This is a genomic window from Gimesia chilikensis (assembly GCF_008329715.1).
In the GTDB taxonomy this organism is placed as follows: Bacteria; Planctomycetota; Planctomycetia; order Planctomycetales; family Planctomycetaceae; genus Gimesia; species Gimesia chilikensis.
The window spans coordinates 1-24,202 of record NZ_VTSR01000013.1; the positions used below are offsets into that span (position 1 = coordinate 1).

The 24,202-nt window shown below is 52.2% G+C and carries 11 protein-coding genes; 4 read left to right on the top strand and 7 right to left on the bottom strand.

Annotated features, from left to right (window positions below; genetic code table 11):
- Positions 1-11,040 (bottom strand): LamG-like jellyroll fold domain-containing protein (locus FYZ48_RS18015; protein WP_149342879.1); only part of this gene is annotated, 11,040 nt, incomplete at its 3' end.
- A gap of 537 nt (positions 11,041-11,577) precedes the next feature.
- On the opposite strand from FYZ48_RS18015, the gene FYZ48_RS18020 reads away from it, so the two are divergent.
- Positions 11,578-12,024: a hypothetical protein gene (locus tag FYZ48_RS18020; protein WP_145439473.1), complete on the top strand. Its 447-nt coding sequence runs from the start codon at positions 11,578-11,580 to the stop codon at positions 12,022-12,024.
- Positions 12,025-12,157: 133 nt separating this feature from the next.
- On the opposite strand, the gene FYZ48_RS18025 is transcribed toward FYZ48_RS18020, so the two are convergent.
- Positions 12,158-13,027, bottom strand: coding sequence for a tetratricopeptide repeat protein (locus tag FYZ48_RS18025; protein ID WP_187782097.1), 870 nt, complete (start codon positions 13,025-13,027; stop codon positions 12,158-12,160).
- 514 nt (positions 13,028-13,541) lie between these two features.
- Positions 13,542-14,318: a M90 family metallopeptidase gene (locus FYZ48_RS18030; protein ID WP_145037754.1), complete on the bottom strand. Its 777-nt coding sequence runs from the start codon at positions 14,316-14,318 to the stop codon at positions 13,542-13,544.
- Between the two features lie 311 nt (positions 14,319-14,629).
- Between FYZ48_RS18030 and FYZ48_RS18035 the strand changes: the two genes are divergently transcribed.
- Entirely contained in the window at positions 14,630-16,111 is a 1,482-nt protein-coding gene (locus FYZ48_RS18035; RefSeq protein WP_149342882.1) for an arylsulfatase, read from the top strand.
- A gap of 336 nt (positions 16,112-16,447) precedes the next feature.
- On the opposite strand, the gene FYZ48_RS18040 is transcribed toward FYZ48_RS18035, so the two are convergent.
- Positions 16,448-17,770 (bottom strand): TadE/TadG family type IV pilus assembly protein, encoded by a 1,323-nt coding sequence (locus FYZ48_RS18040; RefSeq protein WP_149342885.1) that lies wholly within the window; start codon positions 17,768-17,770, stop codon positions 16,448-16,450.
- Positions 17,771-17,830: 60 nt separating this feature from the next.
- Positions 17,831-18,358: a TadE/TadG family type IV pilus assembly protein gene (locus tag FYZ48_RS18045; protein WP_149342887.1), complete on the bottom strand. Its 528-nt coding sequence runs from the start codon at positions 18,356-18,358 to the stop codon at positions 17,831-17,833.
- Positions 18,359-18,665: 307 nt separating this feature from the next.
- On the opposite strand from FYZ48_RS18045, the gene FYZ48_RS18050 reads away from it, so the two are divergent.
- The gene (locus FYZ48_RS18050) at positions 18,666-19,229 is read left to right on the top strand and encodes a TadE/TadG family type IV pilus assembly protein (RefSeq protein ID WP_149342890.1); all 564 of its coding nucleotides are present in this window, start codon (positions 18,666-18,668) and stop codon (positions 19,227-19,229) included.
- 40 nt (positions 19,230-19,269) lie between these two features.
- On the top strand, positions 19,270-19,488 hold the full coding sequence (locus tag FYZ48_RS29305; RefSeq protein ID WP_187782098.1) for a hypothetical protein: 219 nt from the start codon (positions 19,270-19,272) through the stop codon (positions 19,486-19,488).
- A gap of 11 nt (positions 19,489-19,499) precedes the next feature.
- On the opposite strand, the gene FYZ48_RS18055 is transcribed toward FYZ48_RS29305, so the two are convergent.
- Together FYZ48_RS18055 and FYZ48_RS18060 are read right to left on the bottom strand one after the other, a co-directional pair.
- Positions 19,500-22,823 carry a hypothetical protein gene (locus tag FYZ48_RS18055; protein ID WP_149342892.1) on the bottom strand — a complete coding sequence of 1,108 codons (3,324 nt, stop codon included), beginning with the start codon at positions 22,821-22,823 and terminating at the stop codon, positions 19,500-19,502.
- A 32-nt stretch (positions 22,824-22,855) separates the two neighbouring features.
- The gene (locus FYZ48_RS18060) at positions 22,856-23,992 is read right to left on the bottom strand and encodes an ArnT family glycosyltransferase (RefSeq protein WP_187782099.1); all 1,137 of its coding nucleotides are present in this window, start codon (positions 23,990-23,992) and stop codon (positions 22,856-22,858) included.
- Positions 23,993-24,202 lie beyond the last annotated feature (210 nt).

The following is a 24,202-nucleotide window of genomic DNA, read 5'->3' on the forward strand; positions in this document are numbered from 1 at the left end:
GTTGATCGTGTCGTCGCCGTCGGTGCCGGTGACGTTCAGATCGTCGATGTTGGCATAAGTCACATCGGTGCCGGCAGAGCTGGAGATTCCGTCGATGGTCGTCGAAGTGACTTCGAACGTGTCACCGGTGACGTCACCGCTATCGACGATGTTCAGCGTGTCGACTCCATCTTCACCGTCCACCGTCAAAGCTGCGAAGATGTTGTCTACCGTGCTTCCAGCATCGAAGATCTGGAACAGATCGTCGCCCAGGCCGCCCAGGAGGCTGACGCTGGTGACACCCGCGGGTGTGCTGCGGACACGGATCGTATCGTTGGATACATCGTCAGCAGCGAACACGTCGTCGGCATCCAGTTCCACGCTGGTCAGCGTCGTCGCTGAGTCCAGAGCGATCAGGTCGATCAGTTCCGCGCCGGTTCCCGAGACAACCTGCAGTTCATTAAAGCCGTCGAATACCAGAGCGGTGAAACCGCCGTTACCGGTGATCTGGGAGACGCCGTCGGCGGGAGTGCCGTCGTCGTTGATGTTCAGACCGGTGGTGGCGGGTGTGGAAGAAGCGTCGACTCGCAGGCCGCCGTTCGCAGCACCGGAGAATCCGACTCCTTCGACGTTACCGAAGGAGAGACCCAGGTCGATGTCGGTGTCCCCTACTGCAGAGGCACCAATGTTACCGCTGCCCAGGCCGTCGATCACATCCGAGAAGTAACCGGCGTTGTGATCGGTGATGAAGTTCACATTGATCGCGTCGGTTCCGTTTTTACCGTCGTAGTGAATCGTGATGTCGTTCACATCGTAGGTATTGGGATTGAACTCGTCTTCCAGGAATGTTTCCGCAGCCAGGTTCAGGTGGGCCCCGTTGGAACCGGGGATGCCTGCAGGAGCGGCTGTGGTAAACATCGGCAGACCGCCTGCGGTTTCGTTGATATTCAACGTATCGTCGTCAGCCGATCCCAGTACGGTGAAGGACAGAATATCCGCATCGTTACCGGTGAAGAAGTTGCTGCCATTGATGTCGATCAGCAGGTTGGTGCCGCCGGCATCCAGACCAACGTCGATCGTGTCATCGGAAGCGTCTTCGAACCCGGAGAAGAACATGTCCAGCACCAGGTGGTAGGAGCCACTGCCGTTGGTGTTGACGTCTTCAATGCTGGTGTAGTTCACAGCCTGCTCGGTATCGGGAGCCAGGAAGCTGAACTGTCCTGAACCCGGATCTCCACCTAATGTCAAAGCCGGAGCAGAAGCCAGGCCACTGAAATCGAGATTGAGCACATCGCCGGGACCAGGCAGAGTCGGATCACCGCCATTCACGGTGATCGGTGAATCGACGGTCGGCAGGATGTTGAAGATATCGCTGTCGTCCCCACCGTTAATGGTGGTCTGCGTCGCATTGACATTGCCCAGCAGGTCAACGGTAGCTCCGGCCCCATCAGTAATCGGGTCGATATTGATTGTAATCGTGGTCGCGGCAATCACTTCGCCTGTCAGTGACAGCAGGAAGTCATCACCGGAGTTCAGAACCACATCAGCGCCCGTTGACTGAACGGTCACACCAGCATTGATCGTCAGATCATCACCGGGGCCCGCAGTATCAGTAGAGGTCAGCGAGACCGTTCCGGCAGCTGTCACGTTGCTGGCCACAGTCAGCGGGCTGGCGGCAGAAATGGTGACATTTCCGGCACCGGCATCGACGCCAACCAGACCATCGACAGTCCCGATTTCTAAAGCGCCTGTATTGCTGACTACAATACTACCGAGAGGAGAACCTGCTGCGACACGAGCGACCGCCGTGTCAAAGTCGGCAGCCCCAGCACCGCCAATACCGATTGCAGCCCGCAAAGCCAATTCGTTAGCAGTTACCAGAGCTGCTTCACCACCCGAGTTGTCCTGGATGGCACCACTGAGAGACTCGATGTAAACCGCCCCCCCTGCACTTTGCAGGTTGACAATAGAGGCATTACCAGTCGAGCTCACATTGATGGTTCCCCCGTAGGCATTGACGACACTGCCGTCGTTCTGAATAAAGTTCTCACCCCCAGCCCCATTGTCGTCAGCAACCAGAGTAATGCCCGCTGCGGAGGTCGTGTCTACAAGTGCAGGACCATTCAAAATCAAAGTGCTATCGGCCCGTAATTCGATGGCCCCGCCGTTTGTCTGTACTGCCGCACCGACTCCAATGACACCTTGTGAGTCCACGAGAATCGAAGAACCGGCGCCTGTTGCTTCAATCGCCTGAGCCACATTGAGTGTCCCACCAATCACCAGGGAGATATCCCCCGAGGCGGTGACCCCACTCAGTCCGTCAACAGTAGCAATGCTTCCGCCATTAAGTTCCTGCAGGTAGATATCGCCGGACGTTGCGACAGCGGCAATGTCGCCGACCTCCAGATCAACGTCCCCTGCCCCCGCAGAACCGATGCCGGTCGCGGCACGCAGAGCGACTCTGTCCGCGGTAATGACTGCCGCCTCAGCAGCGATATTATCAAAAATCTGACCGCCGGCTGCTGTGACCTGGACTTCCCCACTTGTATTCACATTCGTGAGCAGAATATGAACGGCTGCATCGAGGTCAATCGTACCGTCACCACTGCTGGTGATCTGAGTGCCGGTATCGGTCATGACGATCAGACCAGCGGAGTTAATCTCAATCAGATTACTTCCATCATTGGAAATGATCGCTCCAAAACCGACGTCGAAGTTGCCTGACGCATTAGACAGCTGCAGTGCCCCGCCGGTGACAGCGAGGTTTTCATTCACAACGAGGCCAGCCCCAGCTGTAATCGTGGTATTGCCGCTGACTGTGAGCCCGTTGATACCGCCGGCATTGCCGATGACAATCCCGTTAAGCTCAGCCAGTTCCAGGCCGCCGCTGATATTCCCTTCCAGAAAACCAAGGGCCGTTTCCAGAGCATCTCCTACACCAGCACCAGCTCCTGCAGTCAGAGTCGCCTGGTTCGCGGTAATGTTATTATTACCGGCATTCGCATCGCTGATCGCACCAGCGGTCGCGGTGACGGTCACATCGCCGGAGGTCGTGATCTGTCCCAGCTGGATATTGTTACCCGCGGTCAGATCGATGGTATTCGCAGTCGCGTCGATAATACCCGCGGCAGCAAAGGTGATCTGATCATTGGCATCGACGTCCACGGTACCACTGGTCGTAAATGTGCCATTGACGTTGACCTGACCTGCATTCAGGTCGGCGTTTCCGGAACCGATATTGGTAGGTCCGGCAAGGGTAAGCGTATCATCATTTCCGGCATTCACTGTCAGGTTTGCAGTGAATGTGGAGTCGACGGCGTTGACAATCACTGTATCAGCACCTGAACCGCCAGCAACTTCGGTATTGATGGTCAGCGTACCAGTCGGATGTGTGAAGACAACGCTTTCGCCCAGGGTCGAATTGATCTGAGATTCTCCGTCACCCACATCACCATCATCAGCGAGTGTGATGGTTTCGGCGGCACCGGTGTAACTGAAGATACGATCGGTTGCGGTGATCGTGTCAATGATCGGTTCCAGACCAGTGTAGGTAATTGTGGAAGTGCCTTCGCCATCGAAGAAGATTGATCCGTCGTTGGCATTCGCAAACTGGTGTTCAACGGTGGTAGCGGTTCCGCCCAGAATTTCGAGCACATCGCCGTCACCATCTTCACCGCCGGTTCCGCCATTGAAGAAAATTCCCCCGACCGGATCTGCATAACCGGTGACCGGATTGTGAATCCGGAAGATATCATCACCGTCCAGACCGTTAAAGGTCAGTGAGGTGATGCCGGTCAGAATAACTGGTCCAAGTGTGGTTTCCCCAACCCCGCCTACATCGGTAGTCAGAATAAAGACGGCGGTGTTAGCGTCGGTAAACGTGATGTCCAGCAGATCGTCTTCCCCGGTACCGTAGACGACGATATCGCCACTACCGAAGAGAGTGCTGTCCTGGAAAGCACCGATGTGAGGTGTATCGGTTGCGGTATCCACGGCAAACTCAGATGAGCCATAAGCGGCTGTGGAACCGAAGCCAATCGCAAACTTATCTTCCAGTGAAGGTGATGGCGTGTAGAGCACATCATTTTCGTAAGCAAACAGCGGATCACCGAACTGATTTGTGGGATCCAGCACGACGTTGGAATCCACATCGTTGTCGTTGAATGCGTTGTAAGTCACATTCGCATTCGAGGGAGCGATGACACCAAAGCCTTCAATCAGGGGCAGTGGAGGTTCAGCCTGAATCATCAGATCGATGCCGGTCCCTCCGTCGCCGGGAACGACATCCGTTCCAGGAGCATCATCCAGGTTCCAGTAGGCAATCAGGCTGGGATCGCCATTCAGAGCAGAACCGCCAACGCTGTTGAGCCGGATATCATCCAGCAGAACAGAGCTTAAAACCGTATCAAACCAGGCAATGTCGTCCATCATACCGTCGAAGAAACGAGCAGGGTCGCCAGGATCGCGGCCCACATTCATCAGCCCGTTGATTGTATCGGTAAAGTGAGCCAGATCAAAACCGGACATGTTCTGATCATATGCTGCCAGATAGCTCTGTTCGGTACCGTTGACGTAAATCCGCATCTCGCCGACTGAGGCATCCCACGTATATTGAATGTTGGTCCAGACTCCCTGGTAGGCGTTATCGCCACCACTGGAAATCACATATTCACCATCAGTCTGAACACGACTGAAGAACTGGCCTGAACTGTTGGGACGATACTGGAATTCCAGTCCGGCATTACCCGGCCCTTCAAAGAACTGATTCCGTCTGCCGGCATCATCCATATTCACCCAGAAGTTCAACGTGCCTTCTGCACCAACGTCGAACGAAGGATCCTGGAAGGTTGCGAAGTCGTCGACACCATCAAATTCGAGTGCGCCCCCAAACTGTCCAGCACCAGGTTGGAATACTGGCCCAAAGGGAGAGATACCGTCGGCAACGATGTACATTTCAATGCCGTTTTTATTGTCGATGGCAATATCGCCGGCAGCCTGATCGAAGTCCCAATGTGCTACCAGGCGTGCATCGGCGGCTAGAGTCGCTACGCCGTTGTTGCGGATATTATCACGATCGGTCTGATTCAGAACTGAATTGAACCAGCCAACATCATCCATCAGACCATCAAAGTGGCGACCGCCGCCGGCGTCTTTACCGACAGTAATCAGTTCGCTGACGGTATTGACCGTCGCGGCCCACTGCGAAAGATCAGAATCGTAGGTAGAGCTCAGGTAGCCAACCTCAGTGCCATCAATATAGATGAACATCTTGGGGCCACCAGCGGCATTAAAGTCCCACGTATATTGAATGTTCTGCCAGACATTGGGGTTGGCAGCGCCACCATCCTGAATGACATAGTTATCCGAACTGACATCACGTTCCGGGCTGCCGTAGAACTGCCCACCACCGTCTTCACGATACTGGAATTCAAAACCAACACTGTTCAACCCCTCAAAGAACATGTTGCGTCGGCTGGTGTCATGCATGTTAATCCAGAAACTGAGCGTTCCCGCTGTACCCACATCAAAAGCAGGATCCTGGAAGAAGGCGTAATCGTCCGTGCCGTCAAATTCAAGAGCACCGCCGAAGACACCACCGGCTGTCTGCCAGAGTGGATCGGTTGAAGGCTGTGGTCCCTGGTAGGTATACCCATCGAAAATATTGTCGGTGATGTTGACTTCACCGGGAGCAACCGGAAGAGCGGGATCAAAGTAAACGCCACCGGCTTGAGCGTAATTACCCAGCTGGTTAACCGTCGCGGCATCTTCCCAGACGAAGGTGTTATGAATGATATCCAGACCATCGGCGGTCATGCCCTGGTTGGTGACAATAATGGTATAGTTCTGATCGCCCTCTTCCTGGAAGGCCCCAGCTTCGAGTCCATTATTGAAATAGTTGAAGGAGATCTCACCACTGAAAGCCTGATTGTTCGGATCGTTGAAGGTTCCCTGAGGACCAATGGAGATGGGTCCCCAGCGGTAATGATCTTCACGGAATTCGTTGCGGGTAATCAGGAAGTGCTCTCCACTGCCGCTATCCCCGTCACGAATCGCAGCCCGTCCGAATTTTCCTTCGAAAACGGAGTCAGAGACTTCCAGATAATCAGCCCCTTCGAAGACCACGGCACTACGGTAATTGTCACCGAAGAGCAGGCCATTCAGAGTGGTATAATCTGCGTTGGTGTAGACGACATAACCACGGTAATCGGTGGCGGACGTATGTGTCTGCCAGCCGAGTTGTGCGCCACTTAAGGAAACGTTATCTGCTGAGATATCGACCACGATATCGAAAGTTGAGGGTGCCCCCGCTTTGCGGATCTGAACGACATCGCTCCCCGCACCAACGATTGACACAGATTCGTCAACATCCAGGGTCGAAGAAACCAGGTAGTTACCTGCGGAGACGTAGATGTCACCACCATTGCCGGCGACATCAACGGCATCCTGAAGATCGGCACCGCCGGCTGAACCGAATACAACGACAACATCAGCATCACCGGAAACAGCACCAATCAGATCACCGTCCAGGTCAACGACCTCCGAATTCAATGCAATACCTGTAGCAGTCACAGTGACGCCATTGGTCACTGTCGACCTTTCGGCATTCACAGTCAGTGATCGCCCGGCATTTAATGAAATTGCTGAGTTAACACTTACAACATCATCAACGCCTGCTTCTCCATTGATAATCAGGTTACCGCTGAAATTTGGCGCCAGTGAGTCAATATCGATGACATCGGTACCATCACCTGCGTTGATGGTCAGAGTGCCGGTAGGATTATTGAAAGTGACTACCTCAGCAGCCGTAGAATCGACGGTTGTCTGCCCTGCCCCTGCATCTGTGACAGTAATGGTTTCATCGACACCACTATAGTTCAGAGTCACATTCGTGGCATTGACCGTTGACGAGATTGGCTCCAGCCCGGTGTAGGTAATAAAGTCGGTTCCGGAACCATTCAGCTGAATACTGCCATCACTGGCATTGAAAAAGAAATATTCCATGGAAACCAGGCTGCCACCAACCAACGCGATGGCGTCATTGCCGCCGGTTCCGCCGTTGAATTCAATCTGCAGAGGAGTTAAATCATCGATGCCGGTCATGTCGATCGTCAAGGTATCATCCTGACCATCCTCACCGTTGATCACCAGCGTATCCTCGAGGGCAGCCAGGGGAGTATTCCAGATCACATCTCCCGTATTCACGTCGGTCAGAATCACATTGCCACCGACAATCTGCAGAGAATACTCATCTGGATTACCATCGGCAGGAATTGTCACAACAGGTGTCGGGATCTCGGTGTAGATGGCAACATCATTGCCATCACCGCCGGAATAGGTCAGGTAAGCACTGAGCCCGGTGACTCCGAAGAAATCGATGAATTCGAAGCCTTCCGGATAGCCATTGAAAGAGCCTACGATTCCATCTGTATCATCATTTTCCAGCAGGACAAATGACTGCGTATCAGCCGGAGTGAAGCCGGGAATCAGGTTGAGGGTCGCATCTCCCAGAGAGACGGCACCATTGACGACCAGTTGATCGTGCTCGGTTCCGGCGACAGTCCCATCGACTTCGACATCCAGTTGATCGTTGCTGTCCAGTTTCAGATCGCCATTGATGACAACCTGCCCCGGGCTGTTCCCCGGCACCAGTGTGACAGATTTATCGACACCGGTAATCGTCGCATCGACGTTCCCGGCATAGGTACCGCTGTTGATCTTTATGGTTCCACCGGGTGCCACAGCCTGTAAAGCTTCTTCAATTCTTCCGACAAGACCGGTCTGATCCCCCAAGGTAGTCACATTCAGCGTGGAGAAATCGCCCTGAAAACCTGCGGTAACGCCATCGGTATCGGTACCGTTATCCAGATAGGAAGTGAAATCGACACCTCCGGTCATCAATGCTGCGACTGTAGCTTCAACATTCGATCCCCACCAGTTATTGGAAGCGTTGACCACTGCACCGCCGCCACTGGAAATGCCAGCAGCATTTCCTGCCAGGGAGTTACTATTGATATTCACCTGGGCACCAGAGGTTAAACCACCGGGAGATCCTGCCAGGGCATCATAAAGGGTGACGGCAGTATCGAAACCTGTGATGATATTGTTCGAGATATCGATTACAGCTGTGGGCGAAATGGCACCTGAAAAGGAATTGTCTGTAATAACGGCGATACCCGTTGTCGAATACCCACCCAGAGTTGTGTTGTCTGTCAGCGTATTTCCGCTGATGGTGATCGCACTTGATGCACCGGAAAGTGAAATCGCAGAGGTGCTTGTTGATCCAGCACTGGAGTTCCCGGTAAACGTGATGTTGTTATCACTAATGGTAACCGGGGCATGTGTATAATTTGTATTCAGATTGACGTCGATGCGGGTCCAGGAATAAGTCAGCGTCGAGATATCACTATCAAAGGTATTGTCGCTGATCGTCACTCCACCCACGAGGGCTTCTGCACGACTGTCGAGCTGAATTGCCGGTCGGTCAGAATTTTCGAAATCGTTATTGGTGATCTGAATATTTCCGAAGGCCATGCCATTGGCGGAATACTTGTTATTTAAAACAATGTCGCGTTCACTATCACCTGCCGGGTTTCCAAAAAATTCATTGCCGCTGATGCTGGAATCGCGCAAGTCTTCTGCGTAGATACTGACATCGCTGATATTCTGGAATGTCGAATTGGTGACTTGCAGATCACGGAGATGGCCACCAGTCACTGTATTGTTGCTGGCTTCATTAATGGCATTCCTCATTCCATCGAATGTCGTATTATCAACATGAATACCATCAGCAACAGCTGTTGTTGCCATCCGAATACCAGTACCACCCGTACCAGAGAAGTAACTGTTTGCCACACTCAGATTTGTCAAAACGGCATTATTATGGATCTCGATACCATAGGCACCGGAAACGATGCCGGTGAAATTGACGTTATCAACCTGCAGATTATCGACAGCAGAATCGACCCGAATGCCTTGTGTCGCCCCCTGCAGTGTCATGTTTTGAAAACTGACATCGTCTGCCGTCACGGTAAAGAGAATCCCACCATTATCAATAATCGTGCTGCCAGTTCCGGCACCGTCCAGGATCACTGATTTATGGACATTCACATTTTCATTGTAAGTACCAGCCAGAATGTTGACCGTTCCCCCAGCATCCACGCTGTCAATCGCTGCCTGGATCGAATTGAACGCATTGACTCCAATCACCGCATTTTGATCACCACCCTGATTGGGATCCGCGTCTGTGATGAAGGTGCCGTTCACGCCGGTGAAAGTGGTGTCCACATAAGTTACAGGAACAGCAGGCATGAAGGTGAGGACCACATCGTTCCCGTCACCACCATTGTAATAGATGCGGAAGTTCTGACCGTTGACCAGCACAGAATCCCCGTTGGCAAGACCGGCAAAGGTGCCCGTGAGAGTACCGCCCACATCGATGATCTCGAACGTATCGCCCAACGTGGCGCCGACGATGTCGCTGCCCGTGGTGTCCAGTGTGGCACCACCCAGATTCACATTGCCGGTTGCCACGTACTGATCATGTCCGCCCACTACCCCGACCCCAGAGGTTCCATCGATTTCCACGCTCAATGAGGAGCCGGCAGTCAGATTCAAATCGGTACTGGTAAAGGTGCCGGGACTGAAACCGGGGGCGATGGTTGCTCCGGCTACGGATGCCGTGACACTGCCGTCTACCGTTGCTTCTCCCATCAATGTGACGGCTTGATTGACGTCCACATTTTCGGTGTAGGTCGCATTGATCACCACGGTCACATCATCACCAGGCAACGCGTTGTTAATGGCTTCTTGAATGCTCCCGTAGAGATTACCGTTGCTGGAAACCTTCACACCACCATCGTAGCTGTTGTTGTTCTGGATGGCATCCAGATCAACGGCAGGCGCTGCTGATCCCACCTGGCGACCATTATTGGTGAAGGTATTGCCGGTAACCGTGGGATTTTCTGAAGACTGCGGGAAGTAGGTATCATCAAAGAAGAACAATCCCACGTTGGTATTGTTTTCAAAAATGTTGTTCAACACCTCACCACCCGGTTCAGCGAAATTGAGGGCCGCCCCTGCGGCATTATTGATGAATGTATTCCCGTTCACTTTCGAAGTGGAATCGAGGTTTCCGGCGTTAATCCCCGTACTGCCGGGTGATTCGAAAGTGTTGTCCAGGATTTCAATCCCTGTGGCGGTGTAGATGGCTGGGTTTTCTGAAATGAAGAGCCCGTTGTTTTTTGCCTGGATGACATTGCCAGTAATGTCGAAATTGTCGAAGTGGATGCTCGCGAAATGCCCGGTCATCAGTATGCCGCGGGCGGTGTTATCATCGGTCACATCGATAAAATTGTCCGCGATGGTGACAAAGCTGATCGTCGCTGCATCGGTTGAATCAGGTCCGCCGCCAACTTTTTCACCAAAAACGATCCCGTTAACCTGGTTACCAGGGACGAGTGTTTCATGGATGTAATTGTTTTGGATCACGATGTTTTCGCGTGTTGACACTCCCGGCCCGGAATTTGTCGGGCGTACGTTGATCCCATCCCGATTCAGTCCCGTGATTTCAAACCCGTCAATCGTGACGTCATCGGCACGGACTTCAATCCCAAAGGGTGAACTCGGATCAATCAGACTCTCCGCCCCGCGAACACCATGACCTGCAATCCCGGCATTGGCTCCCTGAAGAATCACGGATTTATCCACGATCACATCTTCTGCGTAAGTGCCAGCGGCAACGTTGATGATATCACCTGAAGCAGCGGCAGCATTAATTGCTTCCTGAATCGTGGCGAAAGCAGTGAAACCAAATACCGCATTCTGATCACCGCCTGTAACGGGATCAGTATCAGTTCCAGTGAAGTCGGACGCGCCCGTGTAATTGTCATCCACAAAAAAAGTGGTCAGCAACGTCCGGTCTTCCAGCACTTCAGCTGTTGTGATCTGGTTTTGAGTGGCGGTCTGCCAGCGACGTCGAATTGCACGGCGGTCACGCGAGCGGAAAGTGGGGCGTTTTTTGATGCGTGAGGTCAAAGTGGTAAGCCAATTGGTAAGCAGCATCCTGGAAACTCCTGAGTGATTAAGTTTTTTTTCAGCTTATCGTTGGGTGCGTTTGTATCTTCGTAGCCTGCGGACAGTGAACCAAAGGGCAGACATTACTTTCATTTGAGGCAGTCAAATGCCTCAAAATGCAAATCACGTTGACCCTTTAGTCACATAATTGCGCCTGTTATTCAAATTTTGCGCAGACGTTCCATCTTAATATTCCTAACCATCAGTATCGTAACCATCAGGAAATTTCCACAAAAATAACCCCTATAATTCCAATTTTAATAAATTTACCTGAACGTACACATTTTACAACAGAGACCTATTTGTCCACTTTGAGGGATTTCAGCCTATCCATCTGCCACATATCTACCCATGTGCCACATTTCATCCTTTTTACTTAGATATTGCACACCCCCTTCTTTACTTGTCATAATCAACCAGCACACAATGGAGTCGGCCTTGGAACTGAGCAGGTACAACTGTATTCAGTACAGGCTTAAGAATGACGTTAATGAATCACGACAATACAAAGTGTTGAGGAAATCGATGCACACCAACCAACTCAAACCATGGATCTTACTGGCAGCCATCAGCCTGTTGTCTGGCTGCCAGCAATCAGATGAAGAGTTTCTGGTCGGGCGCTGGCACAGCTCTGGCGGTCCCAACATGATTTTTGAGAAGGATGGAACGGTCTACAGCATTAACCGTGGACCGCGGAGAAAGGGACGCTACTATCTGGACCAGGAATCAAACCCGGCAACCATGATCATGGATATGCGCGGGTCAGAGATTAACGCCGTACTGTGGTTCGATTATGAGGCGTTTTCCCCGAAGCACTTCCAGTTAACCCCGACCTACGTGCAGCGAACCGGGGAGAAGAAAGAGCGTGCTGAAATCGATCGCAAGCTACTGTTCCAGAAACTGGATCCACAGGAGTCCCAAGCGAGCCAGGCTCAGTTCAAGATCACCACGACGCCACAACAGGCGCCCTGAGAGAATCCCACATCAAATACGGAGGGAGGGTTCACAATGGACTCAACCTACAAATCAGGTTGATGATACGCAAAAAAAGCAGAGGTCCGACGACCTCTGCTTTTTTATTTTGACTTGATGTCGGGCTGATAAGTTACTCAGCACTGCGTACGTTTGTTACCGACTCGGCACTCTCGACGGTTTCGAAGAAAGCCCCGTCGTCCGAGGGAATGTAATCATCATTGCTGATGTTGAGCGGAGGCTCAAATCCCTGAATCGGCAACTCCTGCACAGCGGAAATCTGAGCGACCGGAATTTCACTGGCCGGGATCATCTCAGGATTGATGACATCGGCGTCGGAATCCGTAATCACCCGGAACTCAGATTCGGGAGCTGCTGCGGTTTCAGTTACGACAGCTTCCACAGTTTCAGCTGCAGGTGCTGTCTCAGCCACCATGACCTCAGGCTGTGGTTCGGCCTGCTCCATCTGCTTTTTCTGCAGTGCTGCGATCTGCACGATCGCTTCTTTGACAGAGTCCAGTTCAGGATTGATTTCCAAAGCCTGGTTGTAGTGCCGTGAAGCATCTTCCAGCATTCCCCGCTGCAGGCAGATGTACCCAATATTGGCATGGGCTTCTTCTGCACTCAGAACAGTCCGGGCAACCTGGTAGGCTTCATCCATCCGCCCCTGATGCCCCAGAACCAGGCTCAGGTTATTGAATGACCGCTTGGAACTGCCATCACGCTTGATCGCTTCTTCCAGTGCGATTTCTGCTGCCGGCAGATCGTTCTGCAAATACAGAGCGTAACCCAGATCGGTGAGCAGCTTGGAATTATCCGGCTGAATCTTAACAGCTTCCATCAGATGACGGGTTGCCATGTCGTGCTTACCCATTTTGGAGCTGACGATGCCCATGCGATGCAAAGCGGTTACATTTTTAGGATTCCGCTGCAACATGACACGATACGTCTGTTCTGCTTTGACGAACTGACCTTTTTCCTCGGCCGTTCTTGCCATTATCATTTGTGGTGATTCTTCCAGAGGAAGATTCATTCCCGCCATTTTACCGGTATGGGAACATCCTGCTGAGAAGAGAGTGGCCATTCCGGAAAGGATGACCAGAGACCACGTTGTTGAGTTTCGCATTCCATTACCTCACAAAATTCTATTGTGATTTTTCACGATCCATTGTGAGAAACACTCAGACCATCCCTGGGCAGAAACAAAAAAACGTCAAAGGTTATTTTGACCTGAAAGTTGCTCGAAGGTGAATCCATTCGATGCCCTCTCTACTGAACAGAATTTTCAACTCAAGAGAAGGACTTACTCTCAAGTATCGACTAACAGTTACAGCAAGATGAAAGAACTCAAAGAATCCCTAGACTCTTCTTGGATTCCTATCTGGATCAAAGCCTATATCTTAACAACGCCTTTCCCATCGGCAGATTCTGCCGGTTGAGAGCGGTTTACACAGGCACTGGGCTCCAAAGCGACAATGTGGTACACCAGGCACAACACGACAATTCCCAGCGGTATTTCAACCCCGGTCGGCGGCTGCGGGATCCTGTCGATAGAAGAGTTTCATCGTTTCATATAATTCTGGTGAGTACTCTTGCATCTGGAGAGGTTGCTCAAAGAAGTGTTCGGAGCAGACCGCAAAAAATTCGGCCGGATTAGTGGCCGCGTAGGGATTTATGAAGCGGGAATGTCCGTGCCTGAGTTGATCCACCAGGTCGTCATATTCCCGCGTCATCACTTCGCCCCAGTGCTGGTAGGCTTCTTCACTGTTTAAGGGAGGGGTGCCATTCATTTCACGATCGATGGCATCGTAGTAGTGTGCGAATTCATGAAAGACGACGTTTTCGCCGTCATCAGGGATCTCAGCCCCTTCAAGCACATTCGCCCAGGACAGAACAATCGGCCCCTGATTCCAGGCTTCCCCCAGCCGGAAAGAAGTACCTTCCGTCATGACCCCTATTGAGTTCACCAGTGTCTCTTTCGCGACATAGGTATCGGGGTACACCAGCACTGTCGCCAGTCGATCAAAACAGTCGCTGGCAAAACCAACCGTCAACAGACAGGCCTGGCCTGCAATCAGTAACTGCACTTCTTCAGTAATCTCGAAGCCGTTGCAGCCCTCCCAGTACTTCTCCTGGATAAAAATCTGCACACGCTGATAGTGCAGCTCTCGCTGTTCGGGGGAAAGTCGAGACAACTGCGACACATGCTGATCCAGAAAGGTTTTCCAGTGCTCAGGCATCGGTGAGGCCAGAATCTTGCGACGTCGACGATTACGCCACCACGTCAGTAACATATTTCCAGTTCCTCACTCGCTGATTTCAATACCACTGCTGTTCGACGACAGGCACATCTGTGAGCATTATAGTACTCAGCCCCTGCTGTTCCTGTGACTTTTATCGATTTCCAAGAGGACCTGATTCGAGTAAACACCGCAGAGATTGGAAAAAATCACAAAAAAGCCGAAACAGCCCCTGTTCAGTGCCCGGAATTACTGGTTCCCGGCCTCAATATTGAATACGTACGCCAAACGTGGCAGAATTGTCAGTGCAGAAGTTATCGCTGCCCGCAATCATTTAAGACCTTCAACATGAATTGAAACCAGTTATGCAAACACTCGCTCGCCTGTTACTCATCACTGCTGCACTCTGCTTTCTGAGTTCCGCGCCGGTCCGTTCTTTCGCGGCCGCCCCTGAAAAGCCAAACATCATCTTTATTATGGCCGACGATCTGGGCTACGGCGATCTGGGCTGCTACGGACAGAAGAAGATCCAGACACCCCGCATCGACCAGATGGCAGCTGACGGCATGAAGTTCACCCAAATGTATGCCGGCAGTACCGTGTGTGCCCCTTCGCGTTGTGTTCTGATGACCGGTCGGCACATGGGACACACCCGTGTGCGCGGCAATACCTGGGTTAAGGAAAACCAGTCGCTGAAGGACAAGGACTTCACAGTCGCCGAACTGCTGAAAAAAGCAGGTTACACGACGGCACTGACCGGGAAATGGGGCATCGGTGAGGAAGGCACAGAGGGAGTTCCCAACAAACAGGGCTTTGACTATTTCTATGGCTACCTGAACCAGCACAACGCCCACAACTACTATCCCGAGTTCCTCTGGAAGAATGACAAGAAAGTCGCCCTGCGAAATGTCGTTGATCCGAGCACCATTTCCAAAGGCCCAACCGGCAAAGACCGACTGGGCGGCGTGGCGACGAAAAAAGTGGACTATTCCCACGACCTGATCCTGGAGGAAGCCCTGGGATTCATCGACCGCAGCGCACAAAACCCCTTCTTTCTCTACGTCGCACTCACAATTCCCCATGCCAACAACGAAGCAGGCAGAAAAGTCGGCGACGGACAGGAAGTCCCCGACTATGGCATCTATAACGAGAAAGACTGGACCAAACAGAATAAAGGTCAGGCAGCCATGATCACCCGCATGGACACGGGTGTGGGTCAGATCCTGGATCGCCTGAAGGCATTGAATATCGACCAGAATACGCTGGTCATCTTCACCTCTGATAACGGTCACCACCGTGAGGGGGGCAATGACCCGGAATTCTTCGATGCCAACGGACCGCTCCGCGGCATGAAACGCGATCTGTATGAGGGGGGAGTTCGGGTGCCCTTCATCGCTTACTGGCCCGGTACGACACCCGCAGGCAGCGTTTCAGACCACATCGGCTACTTCGGCGACCTGATGGCCACCGCGGCCGACCTGGCCGACGTCCCCTGCCCTGAGGGCCTGGACAGCGTGAGTATTGCCCCCACCCTGGAAGGCAAACCTGACCAGCAGAAAGAACACGATTTCCTGTACTGGGAATTCTACGAACGGGGTGGTAAGCAGGCAGTCCGGTGGGGCGAATGGAAAGCCGTTCGCATGCCCATCTTCAAAGGCAAAACCCAACTGTTCAACCTTGAGGAAGACCTGGGTGAAGGCACTGATCTGGCAGCAAAACATCCGGATCTCGTCAAGAAGCTGGAAGCCATGATGGACTCCGCTCACAGCTCTGATCCACTTTGGAAACCGAGTGGCAAACCAGCCAGGAAGCAACCAGCCCCCGGCGACGGTAAGCAGCGGTTCTAATATCACCGCAAGCAACGGAAATAAATATAAGCAGACTGTGCACGCAGTCTGCTTTTTTTATGCCTGCATCATTGTTCGCTCAGTGCTGAACAGCCATCTGAGATTATCCCAGATTTCTTCCAGCAGACTCACAATCAGAACGTAGTTATTGCAGACAGGAAAGAATTCAGACAGGGAAAGTCGTCCGCCAGATCCCAGTTGGAAAGGAAGCGATGATGTGCTTTACCATCGATCAGGTTGAAGAACCGGAAGAAACCCAGGTCCCTCCAGAATTACCGGGAACGAAAGTCTCCACTCTGTTTCCATCAGAATCAGCCTCCATCACAGAATGAAAGATCAGGGGCAGATATAATTCTCGATATGAATCAGAGCAGCTTGACCTGTTGAAGTGTCATAAAAAGCAGTGGAACGTGCGGAGATATTGAAAAAATTCACGCCGAACAGCGAGCTGCAAAATGTGGGCACAGCGACTGTTGCCTGAGCCCTCACAGCGGGGATTCCCCCCGAAAATGTCAATGTGGCGATGGATCGAAAATTATTTGGATCACCATCATCAACAAAAGTTGTTGTTGCCGTGGAGGTTGTCATTGTTGAAGTGTTATAGAAAGTCACTTCAACTCCCACCGGGGCCAGATTCCAGGCTTCGCCGTCATTTTGTGAGCCAGGTGGTTGTAGTGCTGGGGAATTTAACTGGTTGATGGATGGACCAAAGCGGAAGAAGTCAGTTGTATTAGGATCGTCTGTACTGGTAAACGCACCATCTTCGAAATTGATGATAATGGTACGATATCGATTGTTTGTCGCTTGAAACGTAACTTGATCTTCCATTTCAATACAGATATCCCCATTGGGATTTGTATTGGTCCCCATTAAAGTAAATGGTGGCGCTGTTAAATCACAATACCAGTTGTTACTAGGCACTGTGGCAGCCGGATCGACATCCAGTCCGCGAAAGTCGTTTGTATTCGGCGGGTCAGCTGGATTTGTGGGGTCCGTGTTAAACCGGTTCAGTGAATCACTGGGAACGGGATCTATTGACAAGGTCGGCAGGGTATTGGCGTCAAAGTAAGGCTGCTGTGAAAGGCTGTTGCCCATTACCGGGATTGTAAATTTCACCTGACGGATACAGAGATTCGGATTGGAATTACTGTCGTCGAAAAAGATGCCAATGTTTCGAGGATTCACGGCATTACCGGCTGTCGGCTTAACAATCTCCATGAAAACCGTTCCCTCCGCTGTGGAAGCACTCTCTCCCGCATCAAAAGTATAAGGAGCTGTCGGAGTCGTGATGGCACCAAAGATAAAATTGCCATCACAGGTGAGATTCTGATTGGGATTGGTGATGGGATCAGCAGCCGCATCGTAGTTAGTACCCAGGGTAAAAGAGGTTCCCACAATCGGATTGGCGGCGAAGTAAGCAACACCGACATTACGTGAAATTTCAGTTTCGCCGCTGCCGCTGCTCCCCCAGTTCTGAACAGCAGCCAGCGCCGCGGCATCGAGTGAGTTTTTCAGCTCAATCCGCGCCTGCCACAATGTCGCAAATTCAAGGACAACACAGAAACCTGTCAGAAACAGCGATCCCCAGAGAATCAGCCAGAGTATGGCGATCCCCCTTCGATTCTGATGTGGTCGTTGAATTGAATTGATTCGTTGCATAGGAATTGGGTCTGTCTCTTTAGTATTAAAGAATTACGGCCGTGCGTCAGCCTGCCGACATCAGAGTTCGTAGATATAGGTTGTGGATTCTTCGACAATATAATCCGCAGTGGGAAATCCAAATGTTGACAGAAAGTCAGGAATGTTATCTCCCAGTCGAACACAAACGGTCGTTCGTACGGACTCACTGGTGGTCACCCCCGTCACCACGGGCAGACTTGTGGAGGGAGGATCGCAATTACAGTTGGCAGCAGCGGGATCTGGGTCTGCGATTGTCTGCTCGGTAAAGCTGTCCACATTATGCTCCAGGATCACCCGGCAGCTTCCCTGGGGAAGTCCCCCGACCTGGAGAATCCGATCAACGCCGGTTTTTAAGGGTCCGTTTGGTCCCGTATTCAAGGCAGTTAGTCCGCCTGAGGTCGTTTCAGAAGCGATCTTCGCAGCATAACGACTCGCAAAAGCGGTCTGCTCGATGGCCGTGTAAACCAATGAAATCTGGACTACCGCCAGTGCGATCATCAGAAAGGCGGGGGCCGTCAGGATCAGTTCGAGAACGACTGCACCAGATCGACTTTGTTTCTGCTTCAATCTATAACAACTGTTTTTATGCACAGCAGGCTACCACTATCTGTATTGAACCGACAATATAAATCATTCAGCAATCTGATTGTTACAATAGTAGTTTGGCAAGCAATTTGCGTTCCCTAGTTCGTAGTCGTCTGACAACTCCTGCAGAACCACTGAGAATTCAGGCGAGACACGTAGATTAAGCGAAATCAGATGCCCGAGCACTTTTACACGAGTACCTGCCCTGCAGCCCGTGATAACCAGGCTTAGCACATGACAAGCATCTGTTTACCTTTGTTAACACCACGCCCAGGATAAAGTGCGCCAGATGAAACGCAGCGGGTCACCAACCACCAGAATGAGTCTGCAGACAAAGGTTAAGGCTACTTCTCGCCTGAAAAACCGCAGGGCATCCGTCTTACTGGAATTCATTCTCGCCTTTCCGATCATCATGATACTCTCTCTGGCGATCATCGAGTTTGGCTTTTATGCCCTGTTGCAACAGACGATTACCGTTGCCACTATCGAAGGTACCCGGAAAGCGGCTCAGGTAGGAGCAACAACCGATGCGGTCGGTGAAATCATTCAAGAATTCGTTGCCATCAACTCCTTGACCTTGGATGTTGCCCAGCAGCCGGCTGCTTCAGGAGCTGGTGATGTACTCGTCTCCATTGATGACGGCAGTGGAGCATTGACCGAAACCATTGGCAATTCAGACATTACCTGTTTTCCGGTCGGCCCGGCACCGACAATATCCGAAATTAAAGTAACCGTCTGTGTCAATTTAACCGATGCAAATGGCAAATTCCCTCTGCCCGACCTTTTGTCTACCTTTGGCTTTTCGCTTTCGGGAAAACGGCTTGAAATCAGCGCAATGACCAGCTTAGAGTAAATAGAGAGCACTTTACTCACTCCCCTTCACCAGGTCATTGTTGAGCCAGCCACTCAACCAGATTATTGAGTTTTCCCTGTCCATGAACGAGATTGCCGCCGACCTGTTCATCTGGCTGTTCAAAATCCTGGGAATCTATCTCGCACTACTGATTCTTCTGACCCTGATTTTGAATCAGTGGAAGAAACGTTCCAGGCAGAAAGCAGAAGAGCTCGAAGAGGAAGCTAAAAAACGCTGGAATCGCTCGGACCGCAGATAATCAAAGCAAAACTATTGAGCGAACGGCAAGGGGAAATTTTGCCGGATCGAACCCACACCGCCCTGAGACGCTCGGGGCCAGCGATTCGTCGCGTTATTATTATTCGTCGGCCCGCCTCGCATGACGTTATTCAGGAAGGTCTTCAGGGAGCCATCGAGCAGCGGATTCGACTTGATATCCACTATCGGATTAGAGGTCGTGCCCCGCAGTTCCACCCGGATCCAGCCACTGGTGGCATGCCCGATCAGCTGGGTAATCGCCGGTAGAGGCAGCTGCCTGCGGGTCAGCTGGGAAAACAGATCGACTTTCAGTCGACCATCGAAATGGGCTTCTCCCGCCTGGCCGTACAGGCTGATCGCATTCCCTTTCAACTCGATGTACTTCAGATGAAACGTCTGGTTCGAAACGGTGAAGTCACAAAACGCGGAATCAAAGGCCGTCTTGTCGGGTTGTGCCAGACGCACCACCTTGAAGATCTGGGCAATCGGCGGCAGCTCATAAATGGCCGCCGGACTGATCTGTAACTGTCCCTGCCCTTTCAGATCGGATTTATTGGAACCACGTCCCCAGAGCTGAATCCAGCCATTCATGACGCCCCGCAACTGGGATTGCCCCGGCATATATCGGGCCGCGTACTCTTCCAGCAGTCCCCGATGCAGTTCGATCTGCATGTTGTAAGTCGGCACTGCAGTCAGCTCAATATCCCCCATGCAGGTAATCACCCCGCGAATCGCCTTGGCGGTAATCGGTTGCTTGGCATTGATCTGTGGCAGACTGACCGACTGCATCTGCTCGCGGCGGATCTGCCGTGAGCCGACAGTCAGCTGGGTATCGTTAATTTCGAACGGCCCTTTGATCTCGGTCAGATGATAGCCCAGGATGAAAGCCGAATCGAGATCCAGGTCACCCGTCAGTTGCAGATGAGTTCCGTCCCAGGTCCCCTTCGAATGAACCTTGCCGTAAACCTTCGTTATATCAACGCCTGCTGTCACACTGTTCTCAGCCAGATAAGTATCCATCCCCCAGGCAGCGGTCACCGCAGTCCCCTGCTGCTGCGAACCACGAAACTCGATCCAGCCACTCGCCGAAATCGGCCGTTGAATATTCAGGGTATTCAATGCAGACCCCATCGCTTCCGGCAGGGCAGACTGAAAAGACCGATCTGCGGAGATATCATCGATGTTCATATTCTCCATCTTGAAACGCCAGTCCCCCTGCGGCGTAATCTCGGCAAACGCATCACCGATCCCAATCCTGGTTTCATCATGCTTTCCGGAAATCGACTTCATAACCACAACATTATTGCCGGTCCCAGGATCGACTTCGTAACTCCATTGCGCATTGAGATTGTCAATCGGATAGGGGAAGTCTTTGAGATTCAGACTACCATTCCACCATTTTGCCTGGGGAATGCTGATCTGCGCCGGCAGTCCCCGTTGCCAGGATATATCGGTCGTCAAATTCAGCTTACCGGTCGGAGACAGATCCCCCCACAGCTTCTGCAGCGAATCGGGCAGTGCCAGGCGCAGATTGGAATCACAGGTCGCATTCTGTGCAGCGACCTTCAGCTTCAGCTTCCCATCACTGTCAAAACGGTCGTAAGTTCCCTGAGCAGAGAGTTGTGCATTGCCGTGCCTCCCCTGTAACTGTGAAAAGTAAACTCGACCGGTATTACTGGAATAAGAAACCTCACCTTTCAGATCGGTCACGCGATACGGAAACATCCGATACTGGAGCGCCCCGCCCTCTTCCATTTTGGCCCGCAGATCCACCTGTATCGGCTGATTCAGAGCCGGCGCCCGCGTCAACTTGACATGGGCATTGAGTTTCCCCTGCAGTTCCAGTTCATCTAAAACAGTCTTGATTCCATCCGGACAGGCTGCCTGCAGCGAGGCATCAATGGGGACGCCATAAGATATCACATCGATATCCATCTTCGATGCCGGGCCGGGATGCTGCACATTCCCCTTGGCAGTCACGGGACGATCGCCGGCGATACCACTGAAATCCAGATTGAGAATATCCGGTTCTTCCTGCCATAACTCTCCCTTGATGTGATCGACTCGATACGGAAAATGTACCGGGACGATCGCACCATCATGGACGGTAACCTTCAGGTTCTGTATGCGCCACTTCCCGTTTCCCGGATAACTCAGATCGACATCCAGGTTAACGTTCCCACTGGGACGCAGGGTGTCGTAAGTTCGGGCCAGCCCTCCTGTCAGGCGGCTCCGCAAACGTTCATCCAGGGGCAGCTGACGTGTCTGAAAGGAGAACGTACTCTGATTCAAAGGAACCCCCGCCTGCGAAAATCGCTTGCGGAAGTAATAGTCTCCCCCGAGGGCAAAGCTGGTTTCTCCGTTGTGGGCCTGTAAATTCTGAACCTGCAGACTCTCGTTATCAACCAGAACCTTACCCACGATATTCCTCAAAGGAAACGGGAGCAGCGGATGCTTGAATTTTCCCTCGCGCAAATGCGTGAGTACCTGAAACTGCGGCGACTCTTCTCTGCGCAAGCGGGACAGGCTGAACTGGATATCCATCTGCGCGCTGATTCCCAGATCGTACATCCCCGTCGACTGACTGGGCTGCAGCTGCAATGACGGAAATGCTTTCTTCAGTCGTGATTCGAGCTCCGGAGAAATCCCGGTCGCCAACCTTACCAGGTCTGGACCGAATTCCAGCTGGCTCCACTTTCCGGAAACCGATCCCAGTTTCGAATCCAGATCCCAGTAACCGGCAATCTCCAGTTTCCCCGCCTGGGGAATCGAAGTATGGCCCTCGATTTCATAGCGGCTCGCGCCGGAAGGAATCAGACGCAGGTCCAGGTTCTGCAATGTGATGACTGTGGGAACATTCTGTGGTCCGTGTTCAAACTTGAGTGACAGACTTCCCCGCTCAATGATCAACTCGGGCAGCGGGTTATCACTCTTAATCGGTTCCGGCAGGCCTTCCCAGTTCCAGGTCCCGTCCGCCATGCGAACCAGTACCAGCTGCGGACGATTGAGCACAATCTTCTGCACATCTATCAGTTGATGCCGGGCCATTTTTTCCTGGTTCAAGGTCACGACCACTTCGGGCAGATCAATGATCGTATCCTGATGATTAACCGTCTGTATCCGGCAACCTTCGATCCGCACCCGTCGACGAAAATCAAACTGAGCCCGGTCGATATCAATCATCAGCCCCGGCACGTGGTTCTCGATTTTCTCGAGGATCCCGGCTTTGATCATGTCGTCACTGCGCATCCACAGATAGTACCCGTAGCTTCCGCCGGTAATCACTAGCGAAATCAGGATCAGCAGACACCATTGAAAGGTTTTACGAACAACCATGACACTTCAAAACCGGATCAGATCCTCGCGGATCACGATTTGATTTTCCCCTTGTTAAATCTGTCCCCTACCAGGGCAGTCACCCCGATGGCAGACAGGATATAAAGACTGTATTCCGCCGGCAGGCGATACCGGAGCGAACTGACAAACACCATGTGGATCAGCGAAAAATACAGAATCGGTCCTAACGTAATCAGTAACAGCAGCCCCTGCTGGCGCGAGATCCAGATTCCGTAAACAGCCAGCAGTAACACCGGCAGGAATACCGCCGAGACGGCAGCCATCATCCACCATGAACGAAACTGTGATGCGTTGGGCCACGGTTTCCAGTAACGCAGCAGCTTGGCTCCCATCAGTTGAATCACATGACCGGGATGCTGGCGCGCATATTCCACCGCCTGTTGTGTGTAGTACCGATTCATTTCGTACTCACTCATTTTCAGCATCACTCGATCTCGATCGAAAAAAGTCATATCACTGTCGCCGGTCGCCTGAGGATTTAAACCGTCGTACAGGCTGGGTCCCGACCAGAGTGACGTCAGCACAAAGTGTCCCGTGACCTGATAGTTACGGTACACCCAGGGCACCAGCATCACAGTAAAGCCCAGTATCAATATGGCGGCCCGTTCCAGGGCACGGGCCCGTTGCCCTTTTGCTCTCCAGATCATCAGGGCGACGATGATCGGCAGAGTTAACAGCCAGCCCGGTCGGACATAAAAAGCCGCTGCCAGGGAAACTCCCGCCAGTGCAGACCAGAGACAACCCTGCAAACGATCATGGTCTCCCCAGTTCACGTTTCCTAATTTGACCAGTACCCACAGCGAAAACAGCATCGTAACCGCGAAGACCGTTTCGCTTAAAAACAAAACACTGAACCCGGCCATGACCGGAGAGACTGCTGTCAACCCGGCGGCGATGAGCCCTGTTGTTTCATTGGTGAGTTCTTTTCCCAGTAAATAAACGAGATAACAGGCAGCCACACCGGTCAGCGCCAGGAACAGCCGCACGCGAAAATGATCTTCGCCTGCGACAGACATCGCACCGGCCAGAACCAGTGGAAATCCGGGCATCCGCAGTACACGTCTCGGAGGGGTATAAATCGAATACTCCTCACCATGCACGATCGTTTGCGCCAGTCTCCAGTAACCGTCTGCATCCCCTTCGATCACGTATGTTCGTTCAGGTTGTTGATCTAATTGACGCTGAACGTAAACCGCCAGTCCGCACCTTATCAGGGCGGATATCAGTAAAATCAATATCAATAAATACTTAGGCCGTTTTGATTCCGGCATCTTTTTCCCTGCCACTTGTGAAATGTGGGAATAGTACGATTACACGTCTATCAGGGTCAATTCCAATATAGCCGCCCTGCTAACGCG

Bases quoted from the DNA above. Each gene is read 5' to 3' on its own strand.
- FYZ48_RS18020 (WP_145439473.1), top strand. From the start codon at position 11,578: ATGCACACCAACCAACTCAAACCATGGATCTTACTGGCAGCCATCAGC.
- FYZ48_RS18025 (WP_187782097.1), bottom strand. From the start codon at position 13,027: ATGATAATGGCAAGAACGGCCGAGGAAAAAGGTCAGTTCGTCAAAGCA.
- FYZ48_RS18030 (WP_145037754.1), bottom strand. From the start codon at position 14,318: ATGTTACTGACGTGGTGGCGTAATCGTCGACGTCGCAAGATTCTGGCC.
- FYZ48_RS18035 (WP_149342882.1), top strand. From the start codon at position 14,630: ATGCAAACACTCGCTCGCCTGTTACTCATCACTGCTGCACTCTGCTTT.
- FYZ48_RS18040 (WP_149342885.1), bottom strand. From the start codon at position 17,770: ATGCAACGAATCAATTCAATTCAACGACCACATCAGAATCGAAGGGGG.
- FYZ48_RS18050 (WP_149342890.1), top strand. From the start codon at position 18,666: ATGAAACGCAGCGGGTCACCAACCACCAGAATGAGTCTGCAGACAAAG.
- FYZ48_RS18055 (WP_149342892.1), bottom strand. From the start codon at position 22,823: ATGGTTGTTCGTAAAACCTTTCAATGGTGTCTGCTGATCCTGATTTCG.